Annotated in this window: 11 protein-coding genes; 4 read left to right on the top strand and 7 right to left on the bottom strand. The window is 56.3% G+C overall.

Translation table 11 applies throughout. From position 1 onward, the window contains the following. Positions 1-63: 63 nt before the first annotated feature. Both HALTITAN_RS22290 and HALTITAN_RS22285 read right to left on the bottom strand, forming a co-directional pair. The gene (locus tag HALTITAN_RS22290; protein ID WP_009288454.1) at positions 64-798 is read right to left on the bottom strand and encodes a lysophospholipid acyltransferase family protein; all 735 of its coding nucleotides are present in this window, start codon (positions 796-798) and stop codon (positions 64-66) included. After that, entirely contained in the window at positions 795-1,685 is an 891-nt protein-coding gene (locus HALTITAN_RS22285; RefSeq protein ID WP_022520898.1) for a sugar nucleotide-binding protein, read from the bottom strand. The genes HALTITAN_RS22290 and HALTITAN_RS22285 overlap by 4 nt, the downstream gene beginning before the upstream one ends. A gap of 696 nt (positions 1,686-2,381) precedes the next feature. On the opposite strand from HALTITAN_RS22285, the gene HALTITAN_RS22280 reads away from it, so the two are divergent. Further along, positions 2,382-14,708 carry a carbohydrate-binding protein gene (locus HALTITAN_RS22280; protein ID WP_051052191.1) on the top strand — a complete coding sequence of 4,109 codons (12,327 nt, stop codon included), beginning with the start codon at positions 2,382-2,384 and terminating at the stop codon, positions 14,706-14,708. An 89-nt stretch (positions 14,709-14,797) separates the two neighbouring features. Here HALTITAN_RS22280 and HALTITAN_RS22275 read toward each other — a convergent pair whose 3' ends face one another. After that, complete coding sequence (locus HALTITAN_RS22275) at positions 14,798-15,445, bottom strand: single-stranded DNA-binding protein (protein WP_022520910.1); 648 nt, start codon at positions 15,443-15,445, stop codon at positions 14,798-14,800. A gap of 72 nt (positions 15,446-15,517) precedes the next feature. Further along, entirely contained in the window at positions 15,518-16,897 is a 1,380-nt protein-coding gene (locus HALTITAN_RS22270; RefSeq protein WP_009288452.1) for an MFS transporter, read from the bottom strand. A 193-nt stretch (positions 16,898-17,090) separates the two neighbouring features. On the opposite strand from HALTITAN_RS22270, the gene uvrA reads away from it, so the two are divergent. After that, entirely contained in the window at positions 17,091-19,937 is a 2,847-nt protein-coding gene (gene uvrA / locus HALTITAN_RS22265) for an excinuclease ABC subunit UvrA (RefSeq protein WP_039860579.1), read from the top strand. 154 nt (positions 19,938-20,091) lie between these two features. Next, positions 20,092-20,835: a Crp/Fnr family transcriptional regulator gene (locus HALTITAN_RS22260; RefSeq protein WP_027958773.1), complete on the top strand. Its 744-nt coding sequence runs from the start codon at positions 20,092-20,094 to the stop codon at positions 20,833-20,835. A gap of 5 nt (positions 20,836-20,840) precedes the next feature. Here the strand turns inward: HALTITAN_RS22260 and HALTITAN_RS22255 are convergent, their stop codons facing one another. Next, positions 20,841-21,635: a hypothetical protein gene (locus HALTITAN_RS22255; RefSeq protein WP_022520913.1), complete on the bottom strand. Its 795-nt coding sequence runs from the start codon at positions 21,633-21,635 to the stop codon at positions 20,841-20,843. 57 nt (positions 21,636-21,692) lie between these two features. Continuing rightward, a complete protein-coding gene (locus HALTITAN_RS22250; protein WP_027958772.1) occupies positions 21,693-23,804 on the bottom strand; it encodes an adenosylcobalamin-dependent ribonucleoside-diphosphate reductase in 2,112 nt (703 codons plus the stop codon). Between the two features lie 197 nt (positions 23,805-24,001). Here HALTITAN_RS22250 and HALTITAN_RS22245 point away from each other — a divergent pair, with 197 nt between their 5' ends. Beyond that, positions 24,002-24,604, top strand: coding sequence for a hypothetical protein (locus HALTITAN_RS22245; protein ID WP_009288449.1), 603 nt, complete (start codon positions 24,002-24,004; stop codon positions 24,602-24,604). An 8-nt stretch (positions 24,605-24,612) separates the two neighbouring features. Here HALTITAN_RS22245 and HALTITAN_RS22240 read toward each other — a convergent pair whose 3' ends face one another. Continuing rightward, complete coding sequence (locus HALTITAN_RS22240) at positions 24,613-26,619, bottom strand: sensor domain-containing diguanylate cyclase (protein ID WP_083868881.1); 2,007 nt, start codon at positions 26,617-26,619, stop codon at positions 24,613-24,615. Positions 26,620-26,634 lie beyond the last annotated feature (15 nt).

The following is a 26,634-nucleotide window of genomic DNA, read 5'->3' as shown; positions in this document are numbered from 1 at the left end:
CATTGGGCGCCGTTTTTATGCTCAGGCTTTTATGTACAGGCGTAACGTATACGCAAAAGACGGTTACCGAGAGGTAGGCCGTGGCACGTCTGAAATTTCCTGTAACTGCGCTTCAATCCACGCCTCGACGTCTGCGAGCACTTCATCGGGCATACGCCCGGCTGTTTCAATCGGCTTACCAATGCGCACACGCAGTACGCCTGTCCGCTTAACCCAGTGGCGGCCTGGCCAGCGTTCACCCGCATTATGAGCCACCGGCAATACCGGCACCCCTGCCCGACACGCCACCACGCTGCCACTTTTGTTATAGCGTTTGCGGATGCCTGGATCTACCCGTGTCCCTTCAGGAAAAATCAGTACTGAAAGCCCCGTTCCCAAACGCTCGACGCCTTGAGTAAGCACTTGCTTCATCGCCCGTGCTGGTTTCGAGCGGTCCAGACTAATCGGGCGAAGCAGACGCAACCCCCAGCCAAAGATCGGCAGGCGCAGTAATTCGCGCTTTAACACGGTACATACCGGTGGCTTCATCACCTGTAGAAACACGGTTTCCCACTCACACTGGTGGTTGGCTTGAATCACACACGGGCCACTGGGCAGGTTTTCCCGCCCTTGGATGTCGTAGCGCACCCCGCAGGCAATACGAAACCACACCATCAAAAAGTAGTTATACAAATTAAGCAATCGGTAGCGGCCAGACAGTGGAAGAAACGGCGCAATGGGCAGAAACAGGATGCCGATCATCAGCATGGCCAAAAAGTAGCCAGCATAAAAGACCAAGCTGCGAACCACATTTATCAAGCCGACGCTCCTGTATTGCTGACACGGTTACTTTCACGGGTTAAACACCACGTATCCAACATACGCCCAGCCTCTAACCGCCACGGTTTTTGATGAACGCCAAACACATCCAGCACACGCCGGCAGTTCAAAACGCGCCGTAGCTTTGCATCATGATGATGTTTAAGCGGCTGAACCTCGCCGAGGGTAATCTGCTCACCGCGCCCCTCAAGGTGCGTTAACAGCTGAGTACGCACCATGGAGGTAAAGGTAAAGGCGCTGACCGGCTCGGTGCCAGCAAGATGGTAAGCCCCCCAAGCCTCAGCACCGCTGACCTGCTGCTGTAGCATGCCAATCAGCGCCATGGCAACGGCATCCGCGGAGGTCGGGCAAAAAATCACATCCTCCGCAGCGCGCACTGCCTTCCCGAGTACCAAATCACCAATGATGTCATTTAGCCACGCATGGCTTCCTTCCAGCGCAAACAGCGGGCCTAAGCGCACAATCAAATGACGCCGAAACTCCGCACGGATGCGATCACCGGTCTGCACCAGACGGCGCAAGCTATCATCCCGTGGCGCGGGCACCACATGCTCATCAATGGGGACATCCAAACCATCTTCATAGAGCTGATCGGAGACACACCATATCAACGCTACGTCTTGCGCCTGGCAGGCATCCAGACAAATATCTACCGCATCGGCATGCGCCGTCACATCCGCTGGCGCCATATTCAGTGGATGGGCCAACGGTGGAATAATCACGGCGTCGGGGGCTATCGCCTCAAGACGAGAGGCGGTAATGATTGTACCCTGTTCAATGACTAACTCCGTATCGGCGCGACGGCTTGCTTCCCGAGCCAGTGCCAAGTTTAAGCAGTGGCCGGCATCCAATATCAAAAGTTTCACAACCATCCTCTGCACAATTTACAAACATTAGTGCCAACCACCCAAGATCTAGGCACTGTCGTACAAGATAAGGCTCATGGCTGCCGCTCGGCGACAGGAGCGGTACACTTTACTGGTTCTCGCCCCCCGTAGGAAGCCTCCTCACCGCCGTGACCGACGAATTTGGCCGCTATTACGGTCAGAATAAACCGCGTGAAAAACCAATCTTAAATAGCTGCATAATGGATATTATCAGAGTAAAGCGCCTTAAACACTGGTGACGAGATGGAATCAACCACAGTCTATTGCTTAAAAAACTAATAACTCTCTAATGACATCCTTGACTATATAGGCAGTAAAAAGAGTTCAAATAGTAATCAATCATCAACTCCAAAAAACTAAAGCCTCATCATAAGATAATCATTTTTTTAGCCATATTTCTAAACAACTTACCAAACACTCATATTACATGAGCTATAACCCTCTACTTTCTAAAAATAATATTTAATAAACCAATCAGACAATACAACGACATTAGAAATTTAACCCTTGTGAGATATGAGAGGTTAACTAAGGTAGAAAATTGTAACGAGCATGGAGCCAAGGTGGCCACTACACGGCTCATGGGGATCTGATGCTCAGCACCTTCTCAATATCAACAACCCTAATATGCCAGGTGTTGCCTGCAATTAGCTAATTACATCACAGGGGTGTCTTATGTTCTCTATTTCTTGGGTCGATGCAGCGAGTGGTGAAGTCCAGCGTGGCTTAAACAGCGCACAGACAGTGGCAGTAGATGAAATAGAAAATAGTGCAATCCGTATCATTCCTATCATTAATACCCCCCTTGATTCGTTATCTCTTACGGAATCAATCGAATTAACCATCATTAATAGCGAGGGTGAGTCACTAACGCTCACGAAAACATCTCCACCTTTTATCTTCGATAACCTCCCTAACCTTACCAATGGTGACGTTCAACTACTGATTAGCGCACTCGACAGTGGAGGCAACTTAATTGAAGCTGGCAGTGAGGCGGTCACCTTTGAAGTCACCGAAAGCCTTCCCGTGCCCCCTGTTTTCATCCCCATCCGTATTCAGGCAGAAGATACCGACAATACAGATGGCGACAGCAACTATGCTGTTATGACAGGCGGCGTGACCACGTCCGCCGTCGGTGAACCCAATGCCGTTAATGCTGATGGCAATGCCTATGCCGATTTTGTCGGCCCGAGTGGTGAAACTCTTACCTTCAATATCGATGTCCCGGAGGCGGGTGAATATGAACTGGCGGTAAGCTACGCCTTGAGTCGAAACAACGATGCTGTCGCCAGCGAACGTAACCGCCCTCTGCGTCTAGAAGTGAATGATCAGTTGGTTGATCGCATGTTTGACCTACGCAGTACCAGCCCCGAAGGCAATAATAATGCAAGTGACTTCACTACCTTCGCTGAACGCACCATTATTGTGCAGCTTCAAGAGGGGCAAAACAGCGTCAGCTTTACGTCAAATGGCCTCAGCGGCCCCAATGTGGATTATCTCGAGATCCGCAAACCCGCGCTAGGCAGTCAGGTGATCCAAGGCGAAGAGCTTTTTTTGTCACCAGAACCCGACCTAACCCCAGATGGCATCGATACCAATCGCCCGGTGACTACCGCCAATATCGTAAGCCTCAACGACACCTTTCGAGTAGGTGCCGAAGAGGCTAGCTACCTGGATTGGGCATTTGGCAATGTAGATGCTTATGGGGAATTTGTTTATCAAGCCCCCGTCGCAGGCACCTATTCCATGACCGTGACCTATGCCAGTTCCAGCGGCAGGCCGCTTGATTTGTCGCTGGTCGAAGGCAGCGGCTTAACGAGTATTGGCACCTTTGCATTTGCAGAAACAACGCCCGCCCTTTATATGCCCGATGATCTCGATGATCTGCCCAGCGGCGTAACTACCAGTACGCCCGCTGCCACGCAATGGGAAGGTTGGACGACAGAAACACTCGAATTCACGCTAGCCGCTGGCGAAAACTTACTGCGGCTGGGCGGCCGCGCCAACGGCCCCAATATCGATAAAATTGAGATGGCGTTGGTGGCGGCAGAGCCTTCCGCACCCACCGCCCTGCTGCTAGATAACAACAGCGTGCTGGAAAACCAGGAAGGCGCCGTTATTGGTCAGCTCATTGTGGAAGACCAGGATGACGACACCCATAGTTTTACTGTCAGCGACGAGCGCTTCGAGGTAGATGTCAGCGGCGTATTGCGCTTGAAAAGCGGCACAAGCCTTGATTTTGAAACGACAACCTCGGTCAGCGTCGAGATAACCGCCACTGACCCGGCGGGTGCGAGTGTTAGCGAAACATTCGTCATTGCCGTTGGTGATGTTGAAGATAGCGTTACACCTCCTCCCGAGCCCGCCGATCCCATCCGTTTACAGGCGGAGGCGTTCGATACTGCCACAATCTTCACCATCGAGAACATCGCCGCCGCCGATGGCGGCCAAGCTATTCGCTTACCCGGCAGCAGCGAAGGCACGGCCAGCTATGCACTCGATGGCAAGGTGGCTGCCGGTACCTATACCATCATCGTCGGCTATATCGACGAGAGCGATGGCGAAAGCACTGCTCAACTGAGCATCAGCAACGCCGAAGGCGAAAGCTTCAGCGGCGATTGGACGTTTGACGACGATGCCGACAGCGGCAACGGTGTTCAGCCGCAAAACTTTCGCACTGCCACCTTTACCGACGTGACCGTAGGTGATGACGCTACCCTGTCACTCAGCGCCAGCTCGACGGCGCTGGAGTACGCACGCATCGACTATATCGAGTTTGTGCCCACCGGCAGCGTAGATCCGGAGCCCACTATCCTGCTGGGCATTGCCGATGCCGACCCGGTGGTAGAGAGTGGCGATGAGGGCGTCACCACGCTGAGCTTTGCGTTGAGCGCCTCAAACGCTTTTAGCGGTGACGTGGAGCTTACCCTGGAAATTAATGGCGTTGCCGACACCCGCACGGTCACCTTCACTGACGGGGTCGCCACCCTAGCGGTTGATGTCGCCAACGACGACGAAGATAACGGTAGCGAAACCGTCACGGTCGCGCTTATCGGCGCCACCGGTGACAGCTTCGCCATCGACAGCGCCGCCGCGACGGCCAGCGGTAGCGTCAGTGAAGATGACGAAGCGGTAGTGCCTGCCGATCCCATCCGCCTCCAGGCGGAAGCGTTCGACACTGCCACGACCTTTACCATCGAGAACATCGCCGCCGCCGATGGCGGCCAGGCCATTCGCCTGCCCGGAAACAGCGAAGGCACCGCCAGCTACGCCCTGGAGGGCAAGGTGGCCGCCGGTACCTATACCGTCATCGTCGGCTATGTCGACGAGAGCGACGGTGAAAGCACTGCCCAACTAAGTATCGGTAACGCCGACGGCGAGAGCTTCAGCGGCAGCTGGACATTCGATGACGACGCTGACAGCGGCAACGGTGTTCAGCCGCAAAACTTTCGCACTGCCACCTTTGCCGACGTGACCGTGGGCGATGACGCTACCCTATCGCTCAGCGCCAGCTCGACGGCGCTGGAGTACGCACGCATCGACTATATCGAGTTTGTGCCCACGGACAGCGGCGAGCCGGAGCCGACTATCCTGCTGGGCATCGCCGATGCCGATCCGGTGGTAGAGAGTGGCGATGAGGGCGTCACTACGCTGAGCTTTGCATTGAGCGCCTCAAACGCTTTTAGCGGTGACGTGGAGCTTGCCCTGGAAATTGATGGCGTTGCCGATACCCGCACGGTCACCTTTATCGACGGTGCCGCCACCCTAGCGGTTGATGTCGCCAACGACGACGAAGATAACGGTAGCGAAAACGTCACGGTCGCGCTTATCGGCGCCACCGGTGACAGCTTCGCCATCGACAGCGCCGCCGCGACGGCAAGCGGTAGCGTAAGCGAGGATGATGCCGTTCCAGACACTGTCGCGCCCATCGTTATCCAGGCAGAGGATGCTGCTCTGGTCACCGTCAATGATAGTGGCCTACCCTCCAATGCCGATTTCACGCGAGTGGTAGATCCTAATAATCCCGATGCCTTCACTAATTACCGTGAAGGAGCCGTCGGTGGTGCCTATATGGACTTTGGCACAAACCCCGGCGACGAAGTTATCTTCAACGTTGAAACCGAGGTAGCTGGCACCTACACCGCGGTAATTCGTTACGCCAACGGTAGCGCAGGGCCCCGCCCCCTTGACCTAATGATCAATGGAACGCCTGTTCCCCAAGCGGCTTTCCCGCCGGCAGTCAATGATGGCGTCAACGACCCATGGGATAGCTGGCTAGAGCTTGAAGTGGAGATGGAGCTTCAAGCTGGCCCCAACAGCGTCTCATTTGCCATACCGGCAGTGGCCGATGGCGGTGTCAATAACGGCCCCAATATCGATCAGATTATCTTCAACTACCAGCAGGACGACGGCGGTGAAACACCCACCGGGCCCTTCCTGTTTGAGATTCAGGGTGAAGCGCTCACCATCGACGATGATGAGCCTACCCCTGATACAGTGGTTCGCGACGCTAGCAATCCCGAAACCAATGCAGCCGCTGGCCCGGACGGCCTATGGGATGGTTTTACCGGCAGCGGCTACCTCGATATGGGCAACGAAGCCGGTGATGCGGCCTTCTTTGAGGTAGCCGTCGAAGAAGCGGGCACTTATACCCTGAATGTGCGCTATGCCAACGGTGATGGCGCCGGGGCTAGCCGACCGATGACTCTCCTGGTAGGTGGCGCCCCCCAGGGCCAACTGGCCTTCCCCACCACTGGCGCAGGCAACGACGGCTGGGTGAATTGGCAAGACGCCACCATTGAGCTGGAACTGATGGCGGGCAACAACACCATCCGGCTGGAGAACGTCGGTAATGCCGGCCCCAATATTGATAGCCTGAGCGTCAGCCGAGAGGGTACTCAAGAGCCACCGGTTGTCGAGCCAGGTGAGCGCTTTGCCGTCAAGATTAATTTCGAGCCCGATGGCTTTGCCACTCCGGAAGGCTATATCGCCGATACCGGCTTAGCGTTTGGCGATCAATCCGTCGAGATCGATGGCCAAGTTTACCAGTACGGCTGGGTTACCGAGGCCTCCATCGCCGATGGCACCGAAAATGGCACTATACCGATGGCGATCAATACCCTCTCCAGTGTCGCCGTCAACGACCGTACCGATGAGATTGCCGGGCTTGATCCTCGCCAGGGCACCTACGCTCACTTCGACCAGCCTGCGGAAGGCTATGTACGCGCCGGATGGGAAATGGAACTGGACGACGGCTATTATGAGGTCACGATTTCTATCGGCGATACCTCAGGGCCTTACGACAGCGTCAATCTGATCAACGCCGAAGGTGAGCAATTCAGCACCCCCTTTACGCCGTTCCGGCCCGATGATTTTCCAGCCGACAATAGCCCCAGCAACGACACCGAAGGCTTCCGCTCCGAGTTGGTCACCCGCGTGGTACAGGTTACCGATGGCCGCTTGACCCTGGATTCGATTGGCCTTGGTGATAATACCGAGGTCCAGTATATCGAGATCCAGTCGATTCCCGACCTGACACCGGAGGATGACCGTGAGGCACCGGAAGATTACGCCTTCTTCACCGACCCGCGTGCTATCGCCGGAGTGGGCGAGAACGAGATTCGGGTCGAGTTAGACGCCGAAGACGGCACGCCCCCCACCGGCGTCGATCCCGATTCGGATATTTTCGTGGGCATCTCGGTCGTCGATGGCCGTGGCGGTGCCCTGCTGGAAAGCTTAGGTGACGGCTCCGTACGGCTCTTCGAAACTGTCAGCGGCGAAGAGGTAGCTCTCAACGTCAACACTACCGGCGGCTTCGATTCGTTGACGATTTCTCCCAACAGCATGCTCAAAGAGTTCACCAGCTACACCCTGGTCATCGAAGGCTTTCAGGATCGTGGCGCCAATGACAACCCTGACGCTCCAACTCGGGAGTTCCAGAAATTCACCAACACCTTCATCACCGGTGAAGCCTCTGAAATTGTGCCAAGAGAAGTAGCATTCAACGATGTCATTGAGCTCAACGGCGCTGCCGACAACGCTTACCAGTTCACCTCGCTGGAGCTATCACCTGATGGCAGCAAGATGTACATCTCGAATATGCTGGGCGAGATCAAGCGTTACGACGTTAACCCGCAAACCGGCGCGCTCTCCAATGAGCAAGTGTTGGCACTCGACTATTTTGCAGGGGATTCGGCAGGATCGCGGGGCATTATCGGCCTAACCTTCGACCCTACCGATCCCAATGTCCTGTGGGTAAGCGATAACTATCCGATTCCACTTGAAGGGCGTGATAATGGCGTCCCCGATTTCAGTGGACGCATTTCCAAGATTACCCTGGAAGAAGGTGACGCTTTCAACGCCACTGCTGAAGCCTATATCACCGGACTGCCGCGCTCCAACGGCGACCACGTTACCAATAGCCTCGAATTCCGCGCCAACCCCGAATTCGATGCCAACACCAACCCAGACGTACCAAGCCACTTGCTGTATCTACTTCAGGGATCGAACTCGGCAATGGGGGCACCCGATAGTGCTTGGGGTAACCGTCCGGAGCGCCTGCTCAGTGCCGCTGTCATGGAAATAGATCCGACCCGTGAAGCGCCAGCAGGTGGCTTTGATGTGACCACCGAGCCCTTGCCTGAGGATGGCTTCAACCGCCGTTTCACCGACGATGACGGCGTTGATTTCAAGGCAGACCCGATTGCCATGGGTGATGACCGTTTTCTGGTCTTCGCGGCCAACGGTACCGCAACAGTAGAGGATTCCGATGGTAACTTGATCGAGAGTTATTATGATCCTTTCGCCGATGACGCTGTGGTCAAGATTTTTGCCACCGGCGTACGCAATGCCTATGACCTGGTGTGGCACTCCAATGGCAATCTCTACGTCCCGACCAACGGCTCGGCGGCCGGCGGCAATGTACCGGATGACCCTTCAACGCCGCAAAATGAATACGTAGGTAACGTCGAAAAACAGGACGACTACCTGTTTACGGTTAAGGAAGGAGGCTATTACGGACATCCCAATCCCCTGCGCGATGAGTTTATCCTCAACGGCGGTAACCCAACCGCAGGCAACGATGCCAACCAGGTAGGTAACTACCCTGCTGGCCAAGACCCTGACCCCAACTACGATATTGAGGGAGTCTATTCATTAGGCGAGAACCGTTCTCCCAACGGCGTCACCGAGTACACCAGCGGCGTGTTTGGCGGCAACCTGCAAGGCAGCGTGCTGTTCACCGAATATTCTGGTGGTGACGATATACGCTCCATTACTTTCGACGCCGCAGGCAACATCACTGGGGACGAAGTGCTCCGCGATGTGAATGGTAACGTTATCACCTACATAGACCCGCTGGATATTATCGAAAACCCGGCCACCGGCCAGCTCTACCTGCTGACGCTGAACCGCAACAACGGTCAGAGCCAGATCATTCGCCTCGACCCCGCTCCTGGAGGTGTCATCGTTGACCCAGAAGAGCCTGATGATGAGCTGGTGTCGCTACTCACTATTCAGGCAGAAGACAATACGCCCAACGATGGTACCAGCGTATCAATTGCTCAAGGTGGTGGTGCTGAGATTCAGATCCGCACGGTGAATAACCCCGAAGCCAACCAGCCAACCGGTGTCCGCCCTGGCGCCTTCGGTTTGGACGGTAACAATGATGATACCGATGGCGTATTAGGCGGCTATGCCGATTTTGGCAGTACGAATAGCGACTTTATCACCTTCAGTTTCGAGCTATCAGGGGCCGATGCGGGTGATTCAGTGCTGCGAGTTCGCTACGGTAACGGCGACACGGTTAATCGCCCGCTGGAAGTATTCGTCAATAACGTTAGCGTAGGTACCTTCGGCTTCAGCCCACCCGCTGGCGTCACTGGCGATGATGCCTGGAACGAGTGGCTAACGCTGGATATCCCAGCGTCGCTGGTATCAGGGCTTAATACGGTACGCTTCCAGGCCGTCAATAATACGGGCCCCAATATCGACCAGTTGGAGATCCTACAGGCCCCCGAAGACACATCGCCCGGCTACACCGACTACGAAGCTGAAAACGCTCAGCTCGATGGGCCGGTGATTATCACCAACAGTGAGGATGACCGCAACGCCTCGGGTGAAGGGTTCGTCGATTTCAATGGCACCAGCGACCAGAGTATTACCTGGACAGTAGAGGTCGATGAGGCTGGCACCTACGACGTTGGCTTCCGCTATGCCCTGGCAGCCTCCAAGGCTGACCGTCCAATGGTAGTCACCGTCAACGGTATCGATATTGGCACGCTCAATTTCCCAGGTCAGAGTAACGAAGCTGAGGATAACTGGTTCTTCCAGTCAACCGAGTTAACCCTGGGCACAGGCAGCAATACTATTACCGTCACAGCCCCGGGGGCCAATGGCCCCAATGTCGACCTGCTGCGCATCGCGGATACCCCATTGGATACCTTCGAGCCCGTTTACGCAGACATTGATGGCAGTGGCCGTATCGAGCTGGAAAGCGGCGATAGTGCTCGGGCTGTCAATGACCGTACCGCCGACTTCTACTTCACGGTGAATGAGGACGGCGCCTACAAACTTGACCTGGCCGCCAATGCGGGCGCACCGGATGGTGGTGCGTTGACGCTGCTGCTCAACGGGCAGCCGGTGGATGAGATGAGTTTCCCAGGCGTTGGCGAGGCCGGCGAGCAGTCCGCCTATATCGAGCTTCAGGCGGGACTCACCTACAACCTGCGGGTTGTTTCCACGGCGGATGGCGTCGATGAAATCGACTACCTTGATATCTCGCCCGCCCCCGGCGACCCCGATGCAGGTATCGGTATCCAGAGCAACGATGCGGCCTACTACTCCGACCGCTTGCACTTCAGCTACCTGGAGAACGACAGCGCCTCCAACCCTAACCGTGACTATAAAGAGGATGCCACGGTCACTATCAGCAATACCGGCACCAACGAGCTGGTTTTTATTGACGCCGATCTTGATGGCCCCTTCACTCTCGTCGATCCCGATATCTTCGCTGGCCTGACACTGGCTGCAGGAGAATCGATTGACGTGCAAGTGCTGTTTGACCGCGCGGCCTATACGCCACCCACTAACGATGCAGGCGACGGCGTCTTTGAGGGAACGCTGCGCCTGGTCACCAACGACGCCGACACCCCCGTCGCCGAGGTGCACCTAGCAGGCTTCTGGCAGGCGCGTGACGAAGGCGGCTGGGAGCCCAACGTCAACGAGGTCTGGGAAGTGTTCGGTTTTGGCAACGTCATCCAGGGGCTAACCACCGTAGGTGGTGGCGAGAACTCGGTTCTCAACGACTTCGACCTTTACCGGCCGGTCAATGATGACGAGGTGATGTCACGTTACTGGAAGATAGCCGATGGCTTTGAGTCGGCCACGATTACCCAGTTGGCGGCCTACCACGGCAACGGGGGAGCAACGCTGGGGATTCATAATCCCGGCAATAAAAACCAGGATATTATCCTTTCCGATCATGCAGGCGACAATAACCAGTCGCTACTGCCTATCAAGGCCAATGGACAATTCGCGACGGCAACGTTCACTCGCGACCAAATCCCCGACGGCTGGATCGGTAACGATATCTTTGGTATCGAGGTTGCCAATCTCTCAACCGACCCGTCGCTCAATCCCACTGGAGGCGGCACGGTACCGCCAGGGGCGGAAGACATTGAGCGTGGCTATACCGTGCGGGTATTCCAGGCACTGGATGCCAATGGCAACGTAATCCCTAACACCTACCTGGGCGTGATGGATTACACCGGCATCAACTATGACTACAACGACAACATGTTTGTCATTGAAGGGATCTCACCGGTTTCCGGCGGCGAGATCTCCATCACCAACCTGGATGGGGTACCCTCGGATGATCGCCTGGTGATGAGCCGAATAGAAAACCCGGCCAACGCCAGCCAGGTGTTCCACGACGAATCGACCTTTACCATCACCAACGATGGCTTCGCCGACCTGGAGATCAGCAGCCTGGCAATTTCCGATCCGAGCCTATTTGAGATCGTGGGAGCCACCGAAAACCTGCTCATTCCCGCCGGCGGCACACTGGATGTCACCGTTCGCTTTATCGCCGAGGATTTCGATGACGGTACGCTGTATGAGTCCACGCTGATCATTAACTCAAACGACGGTGATGAGGGAACCAAAACGATCCAACTGGCGGGGATTGCCCAGGGCCAGTCAGAGAATGGCCAGGAGCCGCTGGTACAGGAGATCATCGATGCCTTCGGCTTCTCGACCAATGTGGCCGAGGGGCAGATGAATCAGGGCGGGTTGGTGGAAGCGAACGGGGATGAGATTCTCTCGCCCTACTTCCAGCGTGCCGACGGTCAATCGCCGATCAAGATCACCCAGTTGGCGGCATATCATACCCAAGGCGATGTGGCGCGACTGTTTATCCACGATGTGGATAGCCGGGATCGTGACGAGATACTGGCCCACGACGAGCAGGATGGGCAAACGCTGCTGCCGCGGGCACTCAATAGTGGCGACTTGCTGACCACCACCACTCTGGATCGGGACGCGCCCTTTGGCTTCTTTGCGGACATTACCGGTCGCCAAGGCTACATCTCCTGGTCTGACCCCGATGCCAACCTCTACGAAGACACCATCGATGCTATCGGCAGCCCCGGCACCAACCTGAACTGGGACGAAAACGACGGCCACCTGATTCGCGTCTACGTAGCGAAAGACGCAGCAGGCAACGTCATTCCCAATACCTATATCGTGATTCAGGACTATGCGGGGGTGAACTACGACTACAACGACAATATCTTCCTGGTCGAGAATGTTCAGACCTATGACCCCACCGGGGTGGAGGATGCCGATGGCAACGGCCGCATCGATCTCTATGACGACAGTGACGGCGATGGCATTCCGAACTTCCTGGATGACCAGGCACCTGTAGAGCAAACTGCTTACAACACAGGCGAAACGCCGTGGACACTCGGGGCGGGTGGATTGACGCTGGAAGCCAAGCTGTTCGATAACGGTGGCCAGGGCGTGGCCTACAACGACACCACCACCGCCCATCAGGGTGCAGCGTTCCGCTCCGACGAAGCGGTGGATATCTCCAACGGCACCGAAGCCTTGGGCTATATCGCCGATGGCGAGTGGGTCGAGTACACGCTCAATGTTGAAACGGCAGGCACCTATGCACTGAGCTTCCTCACCTCGGCAACATCAAATGGAAAATCCATCACCGCCGCTTTTGAGCAGGATGGCAACTTCCAGAGCAGTGCCTCGATCAACCTGCCCAATACCGGCAGCTTCACCAGCTTCCAGACGGTTGGCCCACTGGAGTTCGATCTTGATGCTGGCGAGCAAGTGTTGCGACTGACGTTCAACGGCGGCCAGCTTGACCTGCAGTCGTTCAGCTTCGAGGCGATCGACCTGGGAGAGGAGGAGCAACAGCCCTTCAACACCAACCAAACGCCATGGCTGGTAGAGGATGAAGGCCTCGTGCTGGATGCCGTCAACTACGATAGCGGCGGTCAGGATGTCGCCTACAACGACAGCAGCGAGAATCAGGAAGGTAGCAACTTCCGGGGCGATGGCGTGGACATCGTCGGTGACGGTTCGGCCATCGGCTGGATCGAAAACAATGAGTGGGTCGAGTACACGCTCAATGTGGCTCAGGCAGGCACTTACGAGCTCTCCTTCCTCTCGGCGCTGGGGTCGACCGGTGGTGCCGCACGCTCCATTACTGCGTCCTTCGCCCAAGGAGATAGCCCTTACACCACCGCCTCGCCGGTCAGCGTGAACTACAGCGGCAGTTGGACGACCTTTGTACCCACCGACAGCGTACAGGTAGAACTGGAAGCCGGTGAACAGGTGCTGCGCTTAACCTTTAACGGCGGCTCCCAAGACCTGGCCTCGTTCTCACTCGCCCCGATCACTACTACCGGCAGCCAAATACCCTTCAATGACAGTGGAACCCCCTGGGAGGTGGGCGACAGCTTCACGCTGGATGCCGCACTATTTGATGTCGGCGGTGAAGGCATCTCTTACAGCGATAGCGATCCTCAGCAAGAAGGTAGCAATTTCCGTGAAGGCGGCGTTGATATCGTCGGTAATGGCACAGCGATCGGCTGGGTTGATGTTGGAGAATGGGTTGAGTACACCATCGACGTGGCCCAATCCGGCACTTACAGCCTATCGTTCCTCGCTTCGACTCCCTCAAGCGATGTCACCATCACTGCCGCCGTCGAAAAAAATGGGGCGTTCTATCTGGAAGCCAGCTCACCGCCGCTGCCCAACACTGGCTCCTGGAGCAACCCTGTTGCCAGTGACGGTATGTTGCTCGATTTACAGGCCGGGGAGCAGACCCTGCGGTTAACCTTCAACGGGTCAGCGGGCAGCGACTTGATGGACTTCCAATCATTCACCCTTGAACGTGAGAACGTACAGCAAGCCTTTAACGAGGAGGGCACCCCCTGGTTGATTGACGACGACGGCCTGTTTCTCGACGCTATCAACTACGACCAGGGTGGCGCGGGCATAGCCTACAACGATAGCAGCGAAACCCAACTGGGTAACGCCAGCATTCGCGGCGAAGGTGTGGATATTGTTGGCGACGGTGAGGCCATAGGTTGGATCGCCAATAATGAATGGGTAGAGTACACCGTCGATGTCGTTGAAGCTGGCGAACACACCTTCTCGTTTATTACCGCGACACCTTGGTCTGGCCGCAGCATAACGGTCGCCGCTGAGAAAGATGGCGTGTTCTACGCACAAGCCTCCCCGCTTAGCGTTCCCAATAACGGCGACTGGGGAAACTATGTCCAAGGGCCGGAGGTGACGCTCAACTTGCAGGAGGGGGAACAAGTAGTACGGTTAACCTTCAATGGTGGCTCAATGGATCTTCAATCACTCATCATTGAGCAAAGCGAGAACCAGCCCTCAGCACTAAGCCTTAATAGCGGTGAAGATGCCCTGGGGGTGACGGGAGTTCAAGAGCCATCAACGAGTGAGCTGTTGTTCTAACCGCGGTTACCAAGCCTGGTACGCAATATAGCCCGCTTTTTAGCGGGCTATATTGTGATCTCGTTAATCGTTTTAGGCGTTTTGCGTCTTTAGAACGGGATCTCATCGTCGAAGTCGTCGAAGTTACCCGGATCCGGAGCGCCGTAGCTGCTGTTCTGCTGGTTGGGCGGTGGAGCTTGGTTGCCCTGGTGCGGTGCTGGCTGAGCGGGCCGTGGTGGCTGTTGTGGGCTCTGCCCGCCAGGGTAGTTATTTCCGCCTTGAGGCGCACCACCCTGAGGGGGATAGCCGCCTTGGTGATTAGCAGCAGGATTATTTTGAGCCGGCGCATTCTGGGGGGCGTTCTGAGGAGCGTTCTGGGAATAGTTATTTTGCGGAGCGCCACCGCCCTGGTAATCACCGCTACGGCCATCAAGCATCTGCATATCGTTGGCAACGATTTCCGTCGAGTAGCGATCTTGCCCATTCTGATCCTGCCACTTACGGGTTTGCAGGCGCCCTTCAATATAGACTTTGGAGCCTTTTTTCAGGTACTGCTGGGCGATCTCAGCGGTTTTATTGAACATCACCACGCGGTGCCATTCGGTGCGCTCTTGGCGTTGACCGCTTTGGCGATCCATCCAGGTATCAGTGGTGGCCAGGTTTAGGTTGGCCACAGCGGTGCCGCTGGGAGTGAAACGCACCTCTGGATCCTGCCCGAGGTTGCCAATCAGAATGACTTTGTTAATGCCGCGAGCCATAAGGCGCTCCTTTAATAGCTGTCATGTAGAGTTTATTGCCAACCGCCGCCACACTTCATCGGCACGGCTGGATTAAGATTTGGGGGGTGCCATGAGCTTGTTCAACGCCGCCTGATCGAGCTGCTGGCGGTTCACCTTTAAATAGACCAAACGCTCTTCTGGCACCACCATTACGTCTTCGACGCCGACCACATCGGCTAAGTGTTCCATCAACAGGTCGAGCGCATCTGCCTGGGTCTCGTGTAGCGCCACCACTTCGCTGGAGAGCGGGGGCGGTGCGGGCATCCGCCACATGGCGATCCACCAGCATAGCGCAAGCCCAGCACAGCCAATAAAAACCGCGTTGAGGCCACCGTAATGCGCCAGTAAACCGCCTAGCGTACCGCCTAAAAAAGCGCCTAAAAATTGGCTGGTGGAGTAGACCCCCATCGCGGTACCTTTGGCGCCCGCCGGGGCTAACTTACTGAGCATGGAAGGTAGCGTCGCTTCCAGCAAGTTAAAGCCGGTGAAGAACACAAACAGCCATACAAACAGCCAGTAACTTGGCGAGAGTGGCAACCCCAGCCCGGCCAAACTAATCACAATAGCGCCGATCGCAACCAAGCACATCAAACGCATGCGCTGCTGCTTCTCGGCCACAATTATCAGCGGCACCATGGCCACAAACGATAGCGCCATAATGCCAAGATATGCCAGCCCGTGATACTCAATCGCTACACCGGCGTCTAGCAGGCGAAAAGGTACCGCGACAAATATCGCCATCAGCACTAAATGCAGGGCAAAAATCGACATATCCAGCCGCCATAAATCGGGGCGGGTGATGACACTTTTAAACTGCTGGCGATCCATGCCCACATCGCGGTGACGTCGCCGCCGCGGCGCGGCAGGCACCCAGCGCCATAGCACCAGCAGCCCCACCAGCGTTAGTAGCGAGGTAAACCAGAAGACCCCAGCCAGCCCAGCCCAGGCGGCAAGCCATGGCCCCAGCACCATCGCAATCGCAAACGAAACGCCAATAGAAAGCCCAATGGTGGCCATAGCGGCGGTGCGCACTTCTTCACGGGTTTGATCCGCCAGCAGCGCCATAATCGCCGCGGCAACGGCACCGCCACCCTGCAGCGCTCGCCCGGCAATCACACCAATAATGGTATCGGATAGAGCGGCGACCACGCTGCCGAGTGCAAATATCAATAGCCCCATGGCAATCACCCGCTTACGACCAATGCGGTCAGAGAGTAAGCCAAACGGGATTTGCAGCGTTGCCTGGGTTAAACCATAAATCCCCAGCGCCACGCCCACGAGTAACGGGGTCGAACCCTCAAGGGTGTCGGCATACAGCGCCAACACCGGCAGCACCATAAACAGACCCAGCATGCGCGATGCATAAAGCCCGGCCAAACCACTGATCGCACGTCGTTCAGAGGCCAGCAATAGTGCGGAAACCTTGCGCATAATGCCCTTTTATATGGTGGTTAAGCATGTGGTGAGTCAGAGTGGATTGTGACAATCCTCTATTCTAGCGGTTTGGGCTGGCGCTGGAAACGTCGCGAGTTGCCGCAGGTTATCTTGGGTTATGAAAGCGGTTTTGCCGGGAGGGTGCCGACAAACGTATAATCACGCTTTTGCCGCGCGATTCGAGGTGTTGATGGACAGCATTCTGGTCAGGGGTGCCCGCACCCACAACCTCAAGCAGATCGATGTGGAGCTGCCCCGTAACAAGCTGATTGTGATTACCGGCCTCTCCGGCTCGGGTAAATCGTCGTTAGCATTCGACACCCTTTACGCCGAGGGGCAGCGCCGCTACGTGGAATCGCTCTCCACTTATGCGCGCCAGTTCCTGTCGATGATGGAAAAGCCCGATGTGGATCACATCGAAGGGCTGTCACCTGCGATCTCCATTGAGCAGAAGTCCACTTCCCACAACCCGCGCTCGACCGTGGGCACCATCACCGAAATTTACGACTACCTGCGTCTGCTGTTTGCGCGTGCCGGGACGCCCCGCTGTCCAGAACATGGCGAAGACTTGGAAGCCCAGACCATCTCGCAGATGGTCGACCAAGTCATGAACCTCGCCGAAGGCACCAAGCTGATGCTGCTGGCGCCGGTAGTCAAAGGCCGCAAAGGCGAACATTTACAGTTATTAGCCGAGCTGCGCGCCCAGGGCTTCGTACGCGCCCTGGTCGATGGCCAAGTGCTGGAACTGGACGACATCGCACCACTGGATAAGCGCAAAAAGCACGATATCAGCGTCGTCGTTGACCGCTTCAAAGTGCGCGACGACCTTGCCCAACGTTTGGCGGAGTCCTTTGAAACCGCGCTGAACCTCGCCGACGGCACCGCCATGATTCACTTTATGGACGGTGAACGCGACGATATTGCCTTTTCATCGCGCTTTGCCTGCCCGGTGTGCGGCTACTCGCTGGCGGAACTTGAGCCACGCATGTTCTCGTTCAACAATCCTGCGGGCGCCTGCCCTACCTGCGACGGGCTAGGCGTACAGCAGTACTTCGACCCGGACAAGCTCATCAGCCACCCGGAGCTATCGCTTGCCGAAGGCGTGATCAAAGGCTGGGATCGGCGCAATATTTACTACTTTACCCAGCTCCAGGCGCTGGCCAAGCACTACGGCTTTGAGCTGGAAACGCCCTGGCAAGAGCTCGCCCGCCACGAGCGGGAGGTTATCTTAAACGGCAGCGGTGACGAGCAGATCCCGTTTGTGTACGTGGGCGATCGCGGCCGTAAAGTGACCCGCGAACACGCTTTCGAGGGCGTGCTGCCCAATATGCAGCGCCGCTATCGGGAAACCGAATCCAACATGGTGCGCGATGACCTGGTCAAATACATCGCCGTGCAGCCCTGCGCCACCTGTAGCGGCTCGCGACTGCGTAAAGAGTCGCGTCATGTTTACGTGGATGATCACAATATCGCCGAGATTGTGCGCTTTCCAATTGGCGAGGCGTGGCGCTACTTTGCCGACTTAAGCCTGCCGGGACGCAAAGGTGAGATCGCCGATAAAATCGTCCATGAGATTCACGCCCGGCTAGAGTTTCTGGTCAACGTGGGGCTGGACTATCTCAACCTGGAGCGCAGCGCCGACACCCTATCCGGCGGTGAAGCCCAGCGTATCCGTTTAGCCAGCCAAATTGGCGCAGGCCTGGTCGGGGTGATGTATATTCTCGATGAGCCGTCGATTGGCTTGCATCAGCGCGACAACGACCGACTGCTGAAAACCCTTGAGCGACTGCGTGACCTGGGCAATACCGTGATTGTGGTAGAGCACGATGAAGACGCCATTCGCGCCGCCGACCACGTGCTGGATATCGGCCCTGGGGCAGGCGTCCACGGTGGTGAAATCGTTGCCCAGGGCACCCCTCAAGATGTGATGGACAACCCCAACTCGCTGACCGGCCAATACTTATCTGGCTCCCGGGAAATTGCCGTGCCGCCCTACCGCATACCCGGCAATCCAGAAAAGCAGCTGATTGTGCGCGGCGCTACCGGCAATAACCTGCAGAACGTCACCCTTAGCCTGCCGCTGGGGCTGTTTATCGCCATTACCGGCGTTTCCGGCTCGGGTAAGTCGACGTTGATCAACGGTACCTTGATGCCGATTGCGGCGCGCGAATTAAATCGCGCGACGACATTGACCGCCGCGCCCTATGAGAAGATCGAGGGGCTCGACCAGCTCGATAAAGTCATCGATATCGACCAGAGCCCGATTGGTCGCACGCCACGCTCCAACCCGGCCACCTATACGGGTATTTTTACGCCGATTCGCGAGCTGTTTGCGGGCACCCAAGAAGCGCGTTCCCGGGGCTATAAGCCCGGTCGTTTTAGTTTTAACGTCAAGGGTGGGCGCTGCGAGGCGTGCCAGGGCGAAGGCATGATCAAGGTAGAGATGCACTTTCTGCCGGATATCTACGTGCCCTGCGATGTCTGTAAGGGCAAACGCTACAACCGCGAAACCCTGGACATTCATTACAAGGGTAAAACCATCCACGAAGTGCTGGCCATGACGGTGGAAGACGCCCTGGAGTTCTTTAGCCCAGTGCCCGCCATTGCACGTCGCCTGCAAACCTTGCTAGATGTAGGCCTTTCCTACATTCGCTTAGGGCAGAGCGCCACCACCCTTTCCGGTGGCGAAGCGCAGCGGGTTAAACTCGCCCGTGAATTGGCCAAGCGTGATACCGGCAAAACGCTGTATATCTTGGATGAGCCCACCACCGGCCTGCACTTTGAGGATATTCGCCAACTGCTGACGGTACTTCACCGTCTGCGCGATCACGGCAATACCATCGTGGTGATTGAGCACAACCTGGATGTGATCAAAACCGCCGACTGGATTGTCGATCTTGGCCCCGAAGGGGGTTCAGGTGGCGGACAGATCATCGCCGAGGGCACGCCGGAACAGCTCGCCAAACAGGACGTTTCGCATACCGGCCGCTTCTTAGCGCCGCTGCTCGCGCGAGGCAAGCGTGCAACGAAGCGTTGACGCTGGTTTTCGAGGGGTGAGCGCTGCTCACCCCAGGCTAAATAGGTACGCTAGTTAGCCTATTTGGGCGACGCAGTAGATGGCCACATCGTTTATAGTGGCGGGCAGATAATCGTTAGCAGTATTATCCAATCCTGTGCTGGAGGGATACGTCGTGGGTCAGGAAAACAGCTGTATTATTAAGCACTTCAATCACTACTGCTCATTAAGCGATGATGAGAAGGGATTGCTCATGGCGCTAGAGGAGAGCCCAACCAATATTAAGTCGGGCACGCTACTCTGGGAGATGGGCGATGCGGCCAATGAGTTTTGCACGCTAAAAAGTGGTTGGGCCTACTCCTACCGTCACTTAGAGAATGGTGACCGACAGATTCTCGAAGTGTTTTTGCCGGGCGATATCATCGGGTTGCGCGAGTTTGCCTTCTCGCAGCGGCTTGAAAATGTGCGCATGATTGATGATGGCGTGATTTGTCATTTCCCGCATAAACGTATGCTGGAAATATTTCGCCATTCGCTGCCTCTCACCTCGGTGATGTTTGCCATTGGCAGCCGTCAGCAGGCGCTGCTCACTGAGCGCCTCGTCACTCTGGCCAGACGCAGTGCACGTAAGAAAATGGCGCATTTTCTGTATGAAATGTATTTAAGGCTGCGCCAAACCAACCCGGATATTAGCAACCAGTTCCGCCTGCCGCTCTCACAGGAGCAGTTAGCCGATGTGCTCGGGCTAAGCCCGGTACACGTTAGCCGCACCTTTACGGCGCTTAGTGAAGACGGCCTAGTATTTCGCGACCGCCACCATGTCACCATTCCAGACTTATCCGCGCTATGCACCGAAGGTGAATTTGACGATTGCTACCTCACCGACAATGTCCGGCCACTGTTAGGCGATTCCACCTGAGAAAACTAACCACACTTTGACCAGCCGCAGCCAGCATAGCAGGTCGGGCAGCCATCCATCATGATCAGCTCACCGCGGCACTCGGGGCAGTTACCCACTATGGCTGGGCCACTGCCTTCAGGCTTTTTTCCCTTCGTTGCCTTATCACCGCCAATCGACTCCACCGCGCCTGTTTCAATGGGTGCATCATTAGCTTCGTCTTCAGCACCGGGCTGCCAAGCGTGGCCGTGAGCCATACGATGAGCATAACGCTCTACCAGCTTTTCAACCGGCACCTGGTTGCCATCCCGATCTAGAAAACCGCGGCGATAAAGAATCTGCTGAATCGACCAGGCAATCGCCGCCACTTCCGAATCGTGGAACATTGGCTTGTTCCAGCGGTTCATGCCACAGCGCACCAAGCCTTTGTCCCAGGCCACTTTGCGCAGATCCGCCACCGCTTGTGTGACGTAACCACCACGGGCCGCCAGCGAAAGGCTGCGCATGGTCGCGGTGATCCACTGGTGCTCGCTGGAGAGCTGCCCTGACGGAAAAAAGAACTCCACCGGGCGCTCAATCACCACGCGCTTACTGCCAATCACGCCTTCCACTGGCATAAACGACACCAGCAAATAGACTTTTTTGCGCCCTTCCGCGCCTACGTATGAAATCTTTTCAGACACGGCTTCCAACGTGCCTTCCGGACGGGAAGGTATACGCACCGTTAGCGGATCTTCATCTTGTAGCTCAGGAACGGGAACGGCCTGCTCCTGCTGCTTGATACGGTAACCCACAATTTTTGAAGTAATTTCTACAGCCATGGTGTTCTCCACTTAGCAAAGGTGTGCGTTTTTAAACAGGTGGCGCTTAACGCAGCATCACCATTTGCCGTAGGTGCCTTCTTTTAAGCCATCAAAGAGGTTGGCAGCGTTATGCTCTTCACCGTCGTAAATCACCTTCTCATCCCCGGCTAGTTCGAGGGTTTCACCGTTTTCCAGTTCGAATACGTAGGTCGTGTTTTTAAGATCATCTTCCCGCACGAGCACGCCCTGGAAAGCTTCGGGATTAAAGCGAAAAGTAGTGCAGCCTTTTAAGCGGCTTTCATAAGCCTGCAAATAGAGGTTCTGGAACTGTTCAAAGGGGAACTCGGTAGGCACATTGACCGTTTTCGAGATCGCTGAATCCACCCAGTGCTGGGCGGCGGCTTGAACGGCAACGTGCTGTTCGGGAGATATCGCATCGGCGGTAACGAAGTAGTCAGGCAGGTCGCTGTCCACCGCATCAGATGCAATAAAGTGACGGTAGGCGGCCAGCTCAAAGGAGACGACTTCGACCTGCTCTTTGGTCTTCTTGCCCGACTGAATAATATTGCGGAAATAGCGATGCGAGAAGGAGGGTTCGATACCGTTGGAGGCGTTGTTACCCATCGACAGGCTGATCGTGCCGGTCGGCGCGATCGAGCTGTGGTGGGTAAAGCGCGCGCCGTGCTCGGCCAGTTGCGCCACCAACTCCGGCTCATGCTCGGCCACTTGGGCCATATATTGGCTGTAACGGGCGTGCAGAATGCGCCCTGGCACTTGATCACCCACTTCGTAGCCATCTTTAGCCAACTGTGGCCGCTCACGCAGCATTTTGGGGGTAATGGTGTGCTCCTGTTCGAGCACCGGCGCCATGCCCTTCTCTTGAGAAAGCTCCAGCGCCTGTTTCCAGCCCTCAATGGCTAAATGACGGCTGACTTCATCGGTGAATACCAGTGACTGCTTAGAGCCGTAGGGAATCTTTAACATAGTAAGCGTCGACCCTAAGCCTAGAAAACCCATGCCGTGGCGACGCTTGGCTTCAATCTCACGCTGCTGCTGGGGCAGCGGTAGACCAGCAATTTCCACCACGTTGTCGAGCATACGGGTGAAGATCGCCACCACTTTGCGATAGCGTTCCCAATCAAAGCGCGGCTCGGCGCCAAAGGGGTCGATCACAAACTTGGTTAGGTTGACAGAACCCAGCAGGCAGGCGCCTTCTGGCGGTAACGGCTGTTCGCCACAGGGATTCGTCGCACGGATATCTTCGCAGAACCAGTTGTTGTTCATCCGATTAACCTGGTCGATGAGGATAAAGCCGGGCTCGGCGTAGTCGTAGGTGGAGGACATGATGGTGTCCCACAACTCGCGCGCTTTAATCACTTCAACAATGCGGCAGGCGACGCGGCCTTCGGCATCGACCGTGTAGCCCTCTTCAACCACCGGCCAGTCGCGGTAGATCAGGTCTTCCGCTTTGACATCCTCTTTCTCACCGGGGTGCAGCGGAAAAGCCAGCGGCCAGTCAGCATTGTTCTTGACCGCTTCCATAAATTCGTCGGTGATCAGCAAGCTGAGGTTAAACTGTCGTAGGCGCCCCGCTTCGCGCTTAGCCTGAATAAACTCACGTACGTCCGGATGCCCCACGTCAAAGGTGCCCATCTGGGCACCACGCCGACCACCAGCAGAGGCGACGGTGAAGCACATCTTGTCGTAGATATCCATAAACGCCAGTGGACCGTTGGTGCCCGCGCCAGCGCCGAATACGAACGCGCCCTTATGACGCAGCGTCGAGAAGTCGTAGCCGATACCCGCCCCGGATTTCAGCGTCATACCCGCATCGACCACTGAGTCGAGGATATCGCGCATGGAGTCACGAATGGTGCGGGAGACAGTGCAGTTAATCAGGCTCACCGCAGGCTTGTAGGCCTCAGCCCCCGCGTTGGAGAGAATACGACCGGCAGGAATGGCGCCGTTTTCCAACGCCCAGCGAAATTTGGGCAACCACTCTTCCGCTTTATCTCCCTCCACCGCTGCCAGGGCACGAGCAACCCGTTCAAACGTAGCACCAACGTCCTGATCAACGGGTTGGCTATGACGATCCTTGAGACGGTATTTGGCGTCCCATATTTCCCGCGAGGGGGCCTGCATAGGGACATCGTTAGAGGTCTTCATAGCCTTGGCAGCGGTGCTCATGTCGCAAAACTCCTTCACAGCGAGGGTGAATTATAGCGCTCAAATAGGGCGATTATACGTAGCATCGAAGTGAAGTATAGACGTGACCTCCCACCATATGAGGCACTTTTTTTAATTTTTTCTACCATATATAGGAAAATCAGCGCGTTACTATTTTGCCAATCCCAAACACGATATAGACTGGGGTTTTGGGTTAAATGGCTTTAATCATGTCCGCAACTCACTTCCTGCGCTCTCCATCCCAGTATCTTTGCACGCTCACGTTTACCGTTGTGGCGATAGCGACCATGTGGATGGTCGCTACGCCCGTCGCTAACGCGACCACCTTCAATACCGACGATGTGGCCACCCACGACCATTGGCAGTCAATGACGCTCTCACTGGGGGGCGAACGCCACTATCGGGCGGTAGAAACCCACAGCTACTCGGATGCGACGCTGAGCTTGAATGCCACCTCGGGCGTTTGCGATTTACCCTGGCTGGAGATGCGCGTCACCCTTGAGCAGCAGCAGGGAGAGAGCCGTACAGTAAACCTGGTGCCCACTCGGCTGCGCATCGATGAGCGGCCCGTTATCGACACCATGGCGGAATTTATCACTGAGCGCGGCGATGACGGGTTTTATGCTCACTTTTATTTAAGTGACTTGGCATCACTGATGGCCGACATGCGCCAGGGGGAGCAGCTATTTCTCGGCTTCGACCAGGACGAGCGCGAGCCGTGGTATATGACCTTTAGCCTAAAAGGCGCCGATGCGGCGATCAACCGGATGCTCACCCAGTGTGAAGGTAGTGGCACCTAAAGGTTTGCTTAAATCAGCACCACAGGCTCAAGCGCCATTTCAACGCGGTTGCGTCCGCCATGCTTAGCGCGGTACATGGCGTCATCAGCCCGGGAGATAAGGGTTTTACAGCTGTCACCCGGCTGCCAAACGGCGACACCGATACTCACTGTAACCGTTTGCTCAACGCCCTCTATACGCAGCTCTTCTACCAGCGAGCGCAGCCGCTCAGCCAGGCCAGTGGCGGCATCAACATCGGAATGAGTCGCCAGCACAATAAACTCTTCGCCTCCCCAACGGCCCAGGTGGTCGCAGCCACGCAGCGAGCTTTCCACTAAGCGCGCCAGGGCCACCAGCACATCGTCACCCACGCTATGGCCGTGAGCATCGTTGATCTGCTTAAAGTTATCCACATCGAACAGTAGCAAGGCAAAAGCGGCCGCATAGCGCTTGGCAGCCACCAGCTCTGCATTGATCGCTTCTTCGATGCGGTAACGGTTCCACACCTTGGTTAGAGGATCGAAATGGGCTAATTGCTCAAGACGCTGGTTGGCTTCGGCAAGGGCTTTGCGTTCGTGCTCCAGGTGCATATTCAGTGAGCTAATTTCATAGGCAGAAATCGCCAGCGTCAGGTCTTCCCCCAAGTCTACCGCCGCTAAGCGCTCTACCCGCAGCCACGCTTCACTTCTGCCGACTACCTCTTCAGACCAAGCAACCGATGGAGCCAATATCACGGCCGGTTTAGGGTTGGTTGTAGGCTGCATCGCCCAATACAGCGTTTCCACCTGCTCGGGGCGAAAAAAAATCAGCCAGGCGCGCTGGGTCGAACTCATTGGCAGCGGCACTGCTAGAGCCCCACACTGCTCGGGCATGGCTAGCGAAGCGGTTAACGTCTCTTTGCCGATTTCGCGCGTGCACCAAGGGCCGCTATGTACATGAGTTCTTTCCAGGCGCAGCACAAACTGGCTTATCGCTTCTGGAGTCGGCGTCACACCCGCTTGATAAGCGCCACCATTCACCCACAGCACCACGCCATGGGCGCGAAACAGCTTCATCCAGATAGCCGCCTGCTCATGAAGTAACTGTTGGGGACTTTGCGGCTCGCTGCGCGTTCGCGCACTGAGCACGAGGCTATCCTGAACCCGTTGTAGGTAGCGGGCTTCTTGACGCGCCCGTAGCAACAGCATGCGCTGGGTGGCCATTTGCACGAGGGTGCGAACGGCATCACGCACGGGGGGTGCAACCGAGTGCGGTGCTGGCGAATGGCAAAACACTAGACCCCATAAGCCAGTATCCCCCTGCATGGCCAAACTGAATGACCCACGCACCCCCAGGCGATTTAAATACCGCTGCCGCTCAGGGGCAGGGGCGCGTAAAAAGCTGCCGCTAAGGCTGACTCCCGAGTAGGCGGGAGTCAGCGTTTCAGGCGGCGCATCGACGTCTTCAATTAACCGAACGGGGTAAAGTTGGTAACTTTTGCGTAAGGCGACAGGGAAGTCGCTTGAGGGGAAGCGCTGACCCAACAGCGAAGGCAGCTGGTTGCCCAGCGCTTCGGCAACCATTAAACCATGCCAATCACTGTCGAAATGGCACACGGTGACGCGATCATGGCCGGTGAGCTGTTGAATAGCGTTAACCAAGCAGTCGAGCAGCTCTTCCTGGTGGGTTGCGTCGGCTAAATGCATCAGCCGCTCATTGACTGTGCCAAGCAGGCGGCGCTTACCTTGGGGGTTGAGTGGCTCAATCTCGACGATGACCTTCCCACCTGCTCGGTAAGCATAGAGCTGAAAACGCATGTAGCTATGCTTGGAACGAATAAACACCAGCGGGCCGGAGAGTTTCTGCTGCCCCTGCAACTCGCGGCGCACCCGCTGGCTTAGCCGTTTTCCTAACACATAGGCAAGAGTGTGCGGCCCATTTTCAGGGCGCTCAATACCGGTCAAGCGGGTTAAGTTGGTGCTACTGGCTTGAATGCGGCGACAATCGGCATCTAAAACCAGCAGAGCTCCAAACGACTGCAACCGCGGGTGGTACATGGACACAAACGTGGC

This window comes from Vreelandella titanicae BH1 (assembly GCF_000336575.1).
Taxonomy (GTDB): Bacteria; Pseudomonadota; Gammaproteobacteria; order Pseudomonadales; family Halomonadaceae; genus Vreelandella; species Vreelandella titanicae.
Note: the sequence above shows the minus strand (reverse complement) of the source record. Positions and strands in the feature narration are given on the sequence as shown.

Bases quoted from the DNA above. Each gene is read 5' to 3' on its own strand.
- HALTITAN_RS22280 (WP_051052191.1), top strand. From the start codon at position 2,382: ATGTTCTCTATTTCTTGGGTCGATGCAGCGAGTGGTGAAGTCCAGCGT.
- HALTITAN_RS22275 (WP_022520910.1), bottom strand. From the start codon at position 15,445: ATGGCTCGCGGCATTAACAAAGTCATTCTGATTGGCAACCTCGGGCAG.
- HALTITAN_RS22270 (WP_009288452.1), bottom strand. From the start codon at position 16,897: ATGCGCAAGGTTTCCGCACTATTGCTGGCCTCTGAACGACGTGCGATC.
- uvrA (WP_039860579.1), top strand. From the start codon at position 17,091: ATGGACAGCATTCTGGTCAGGGGTGCCCGCACCCACAACCTCAAGCAG.
- HALTITAN_RS22255 (WP_022520913.1), bottom strand. From the start codon at position 21,635: ATGGCTGTAGAAATTACTTCAAAAATTGTGGGTTACCGTATCAAGCAG.
- HALTITAN_RS22250 (WP_027958772.1), bottom strand. From the start codon at position 23,804: ATGAGCACCGCTGCCAAGGCTATGAAGACCTCTAACGATGTCCCTATG.
- HALTITAN_RS22245 (WP_009288449.1), top strand. From the start codon at position 24,002: ATGGCTTTAATCATGTCCGCAACTCACTTCCTGCGCTCTCCATCCCAG.
- HALTITAN_RS22240 (WP_083868881.1), bottom strand. From the start codon at position 26,619: ATGTACCACCCGCGGTTGCAGTCGTTTGGAGCTCTGCTGGTTTTAGAT.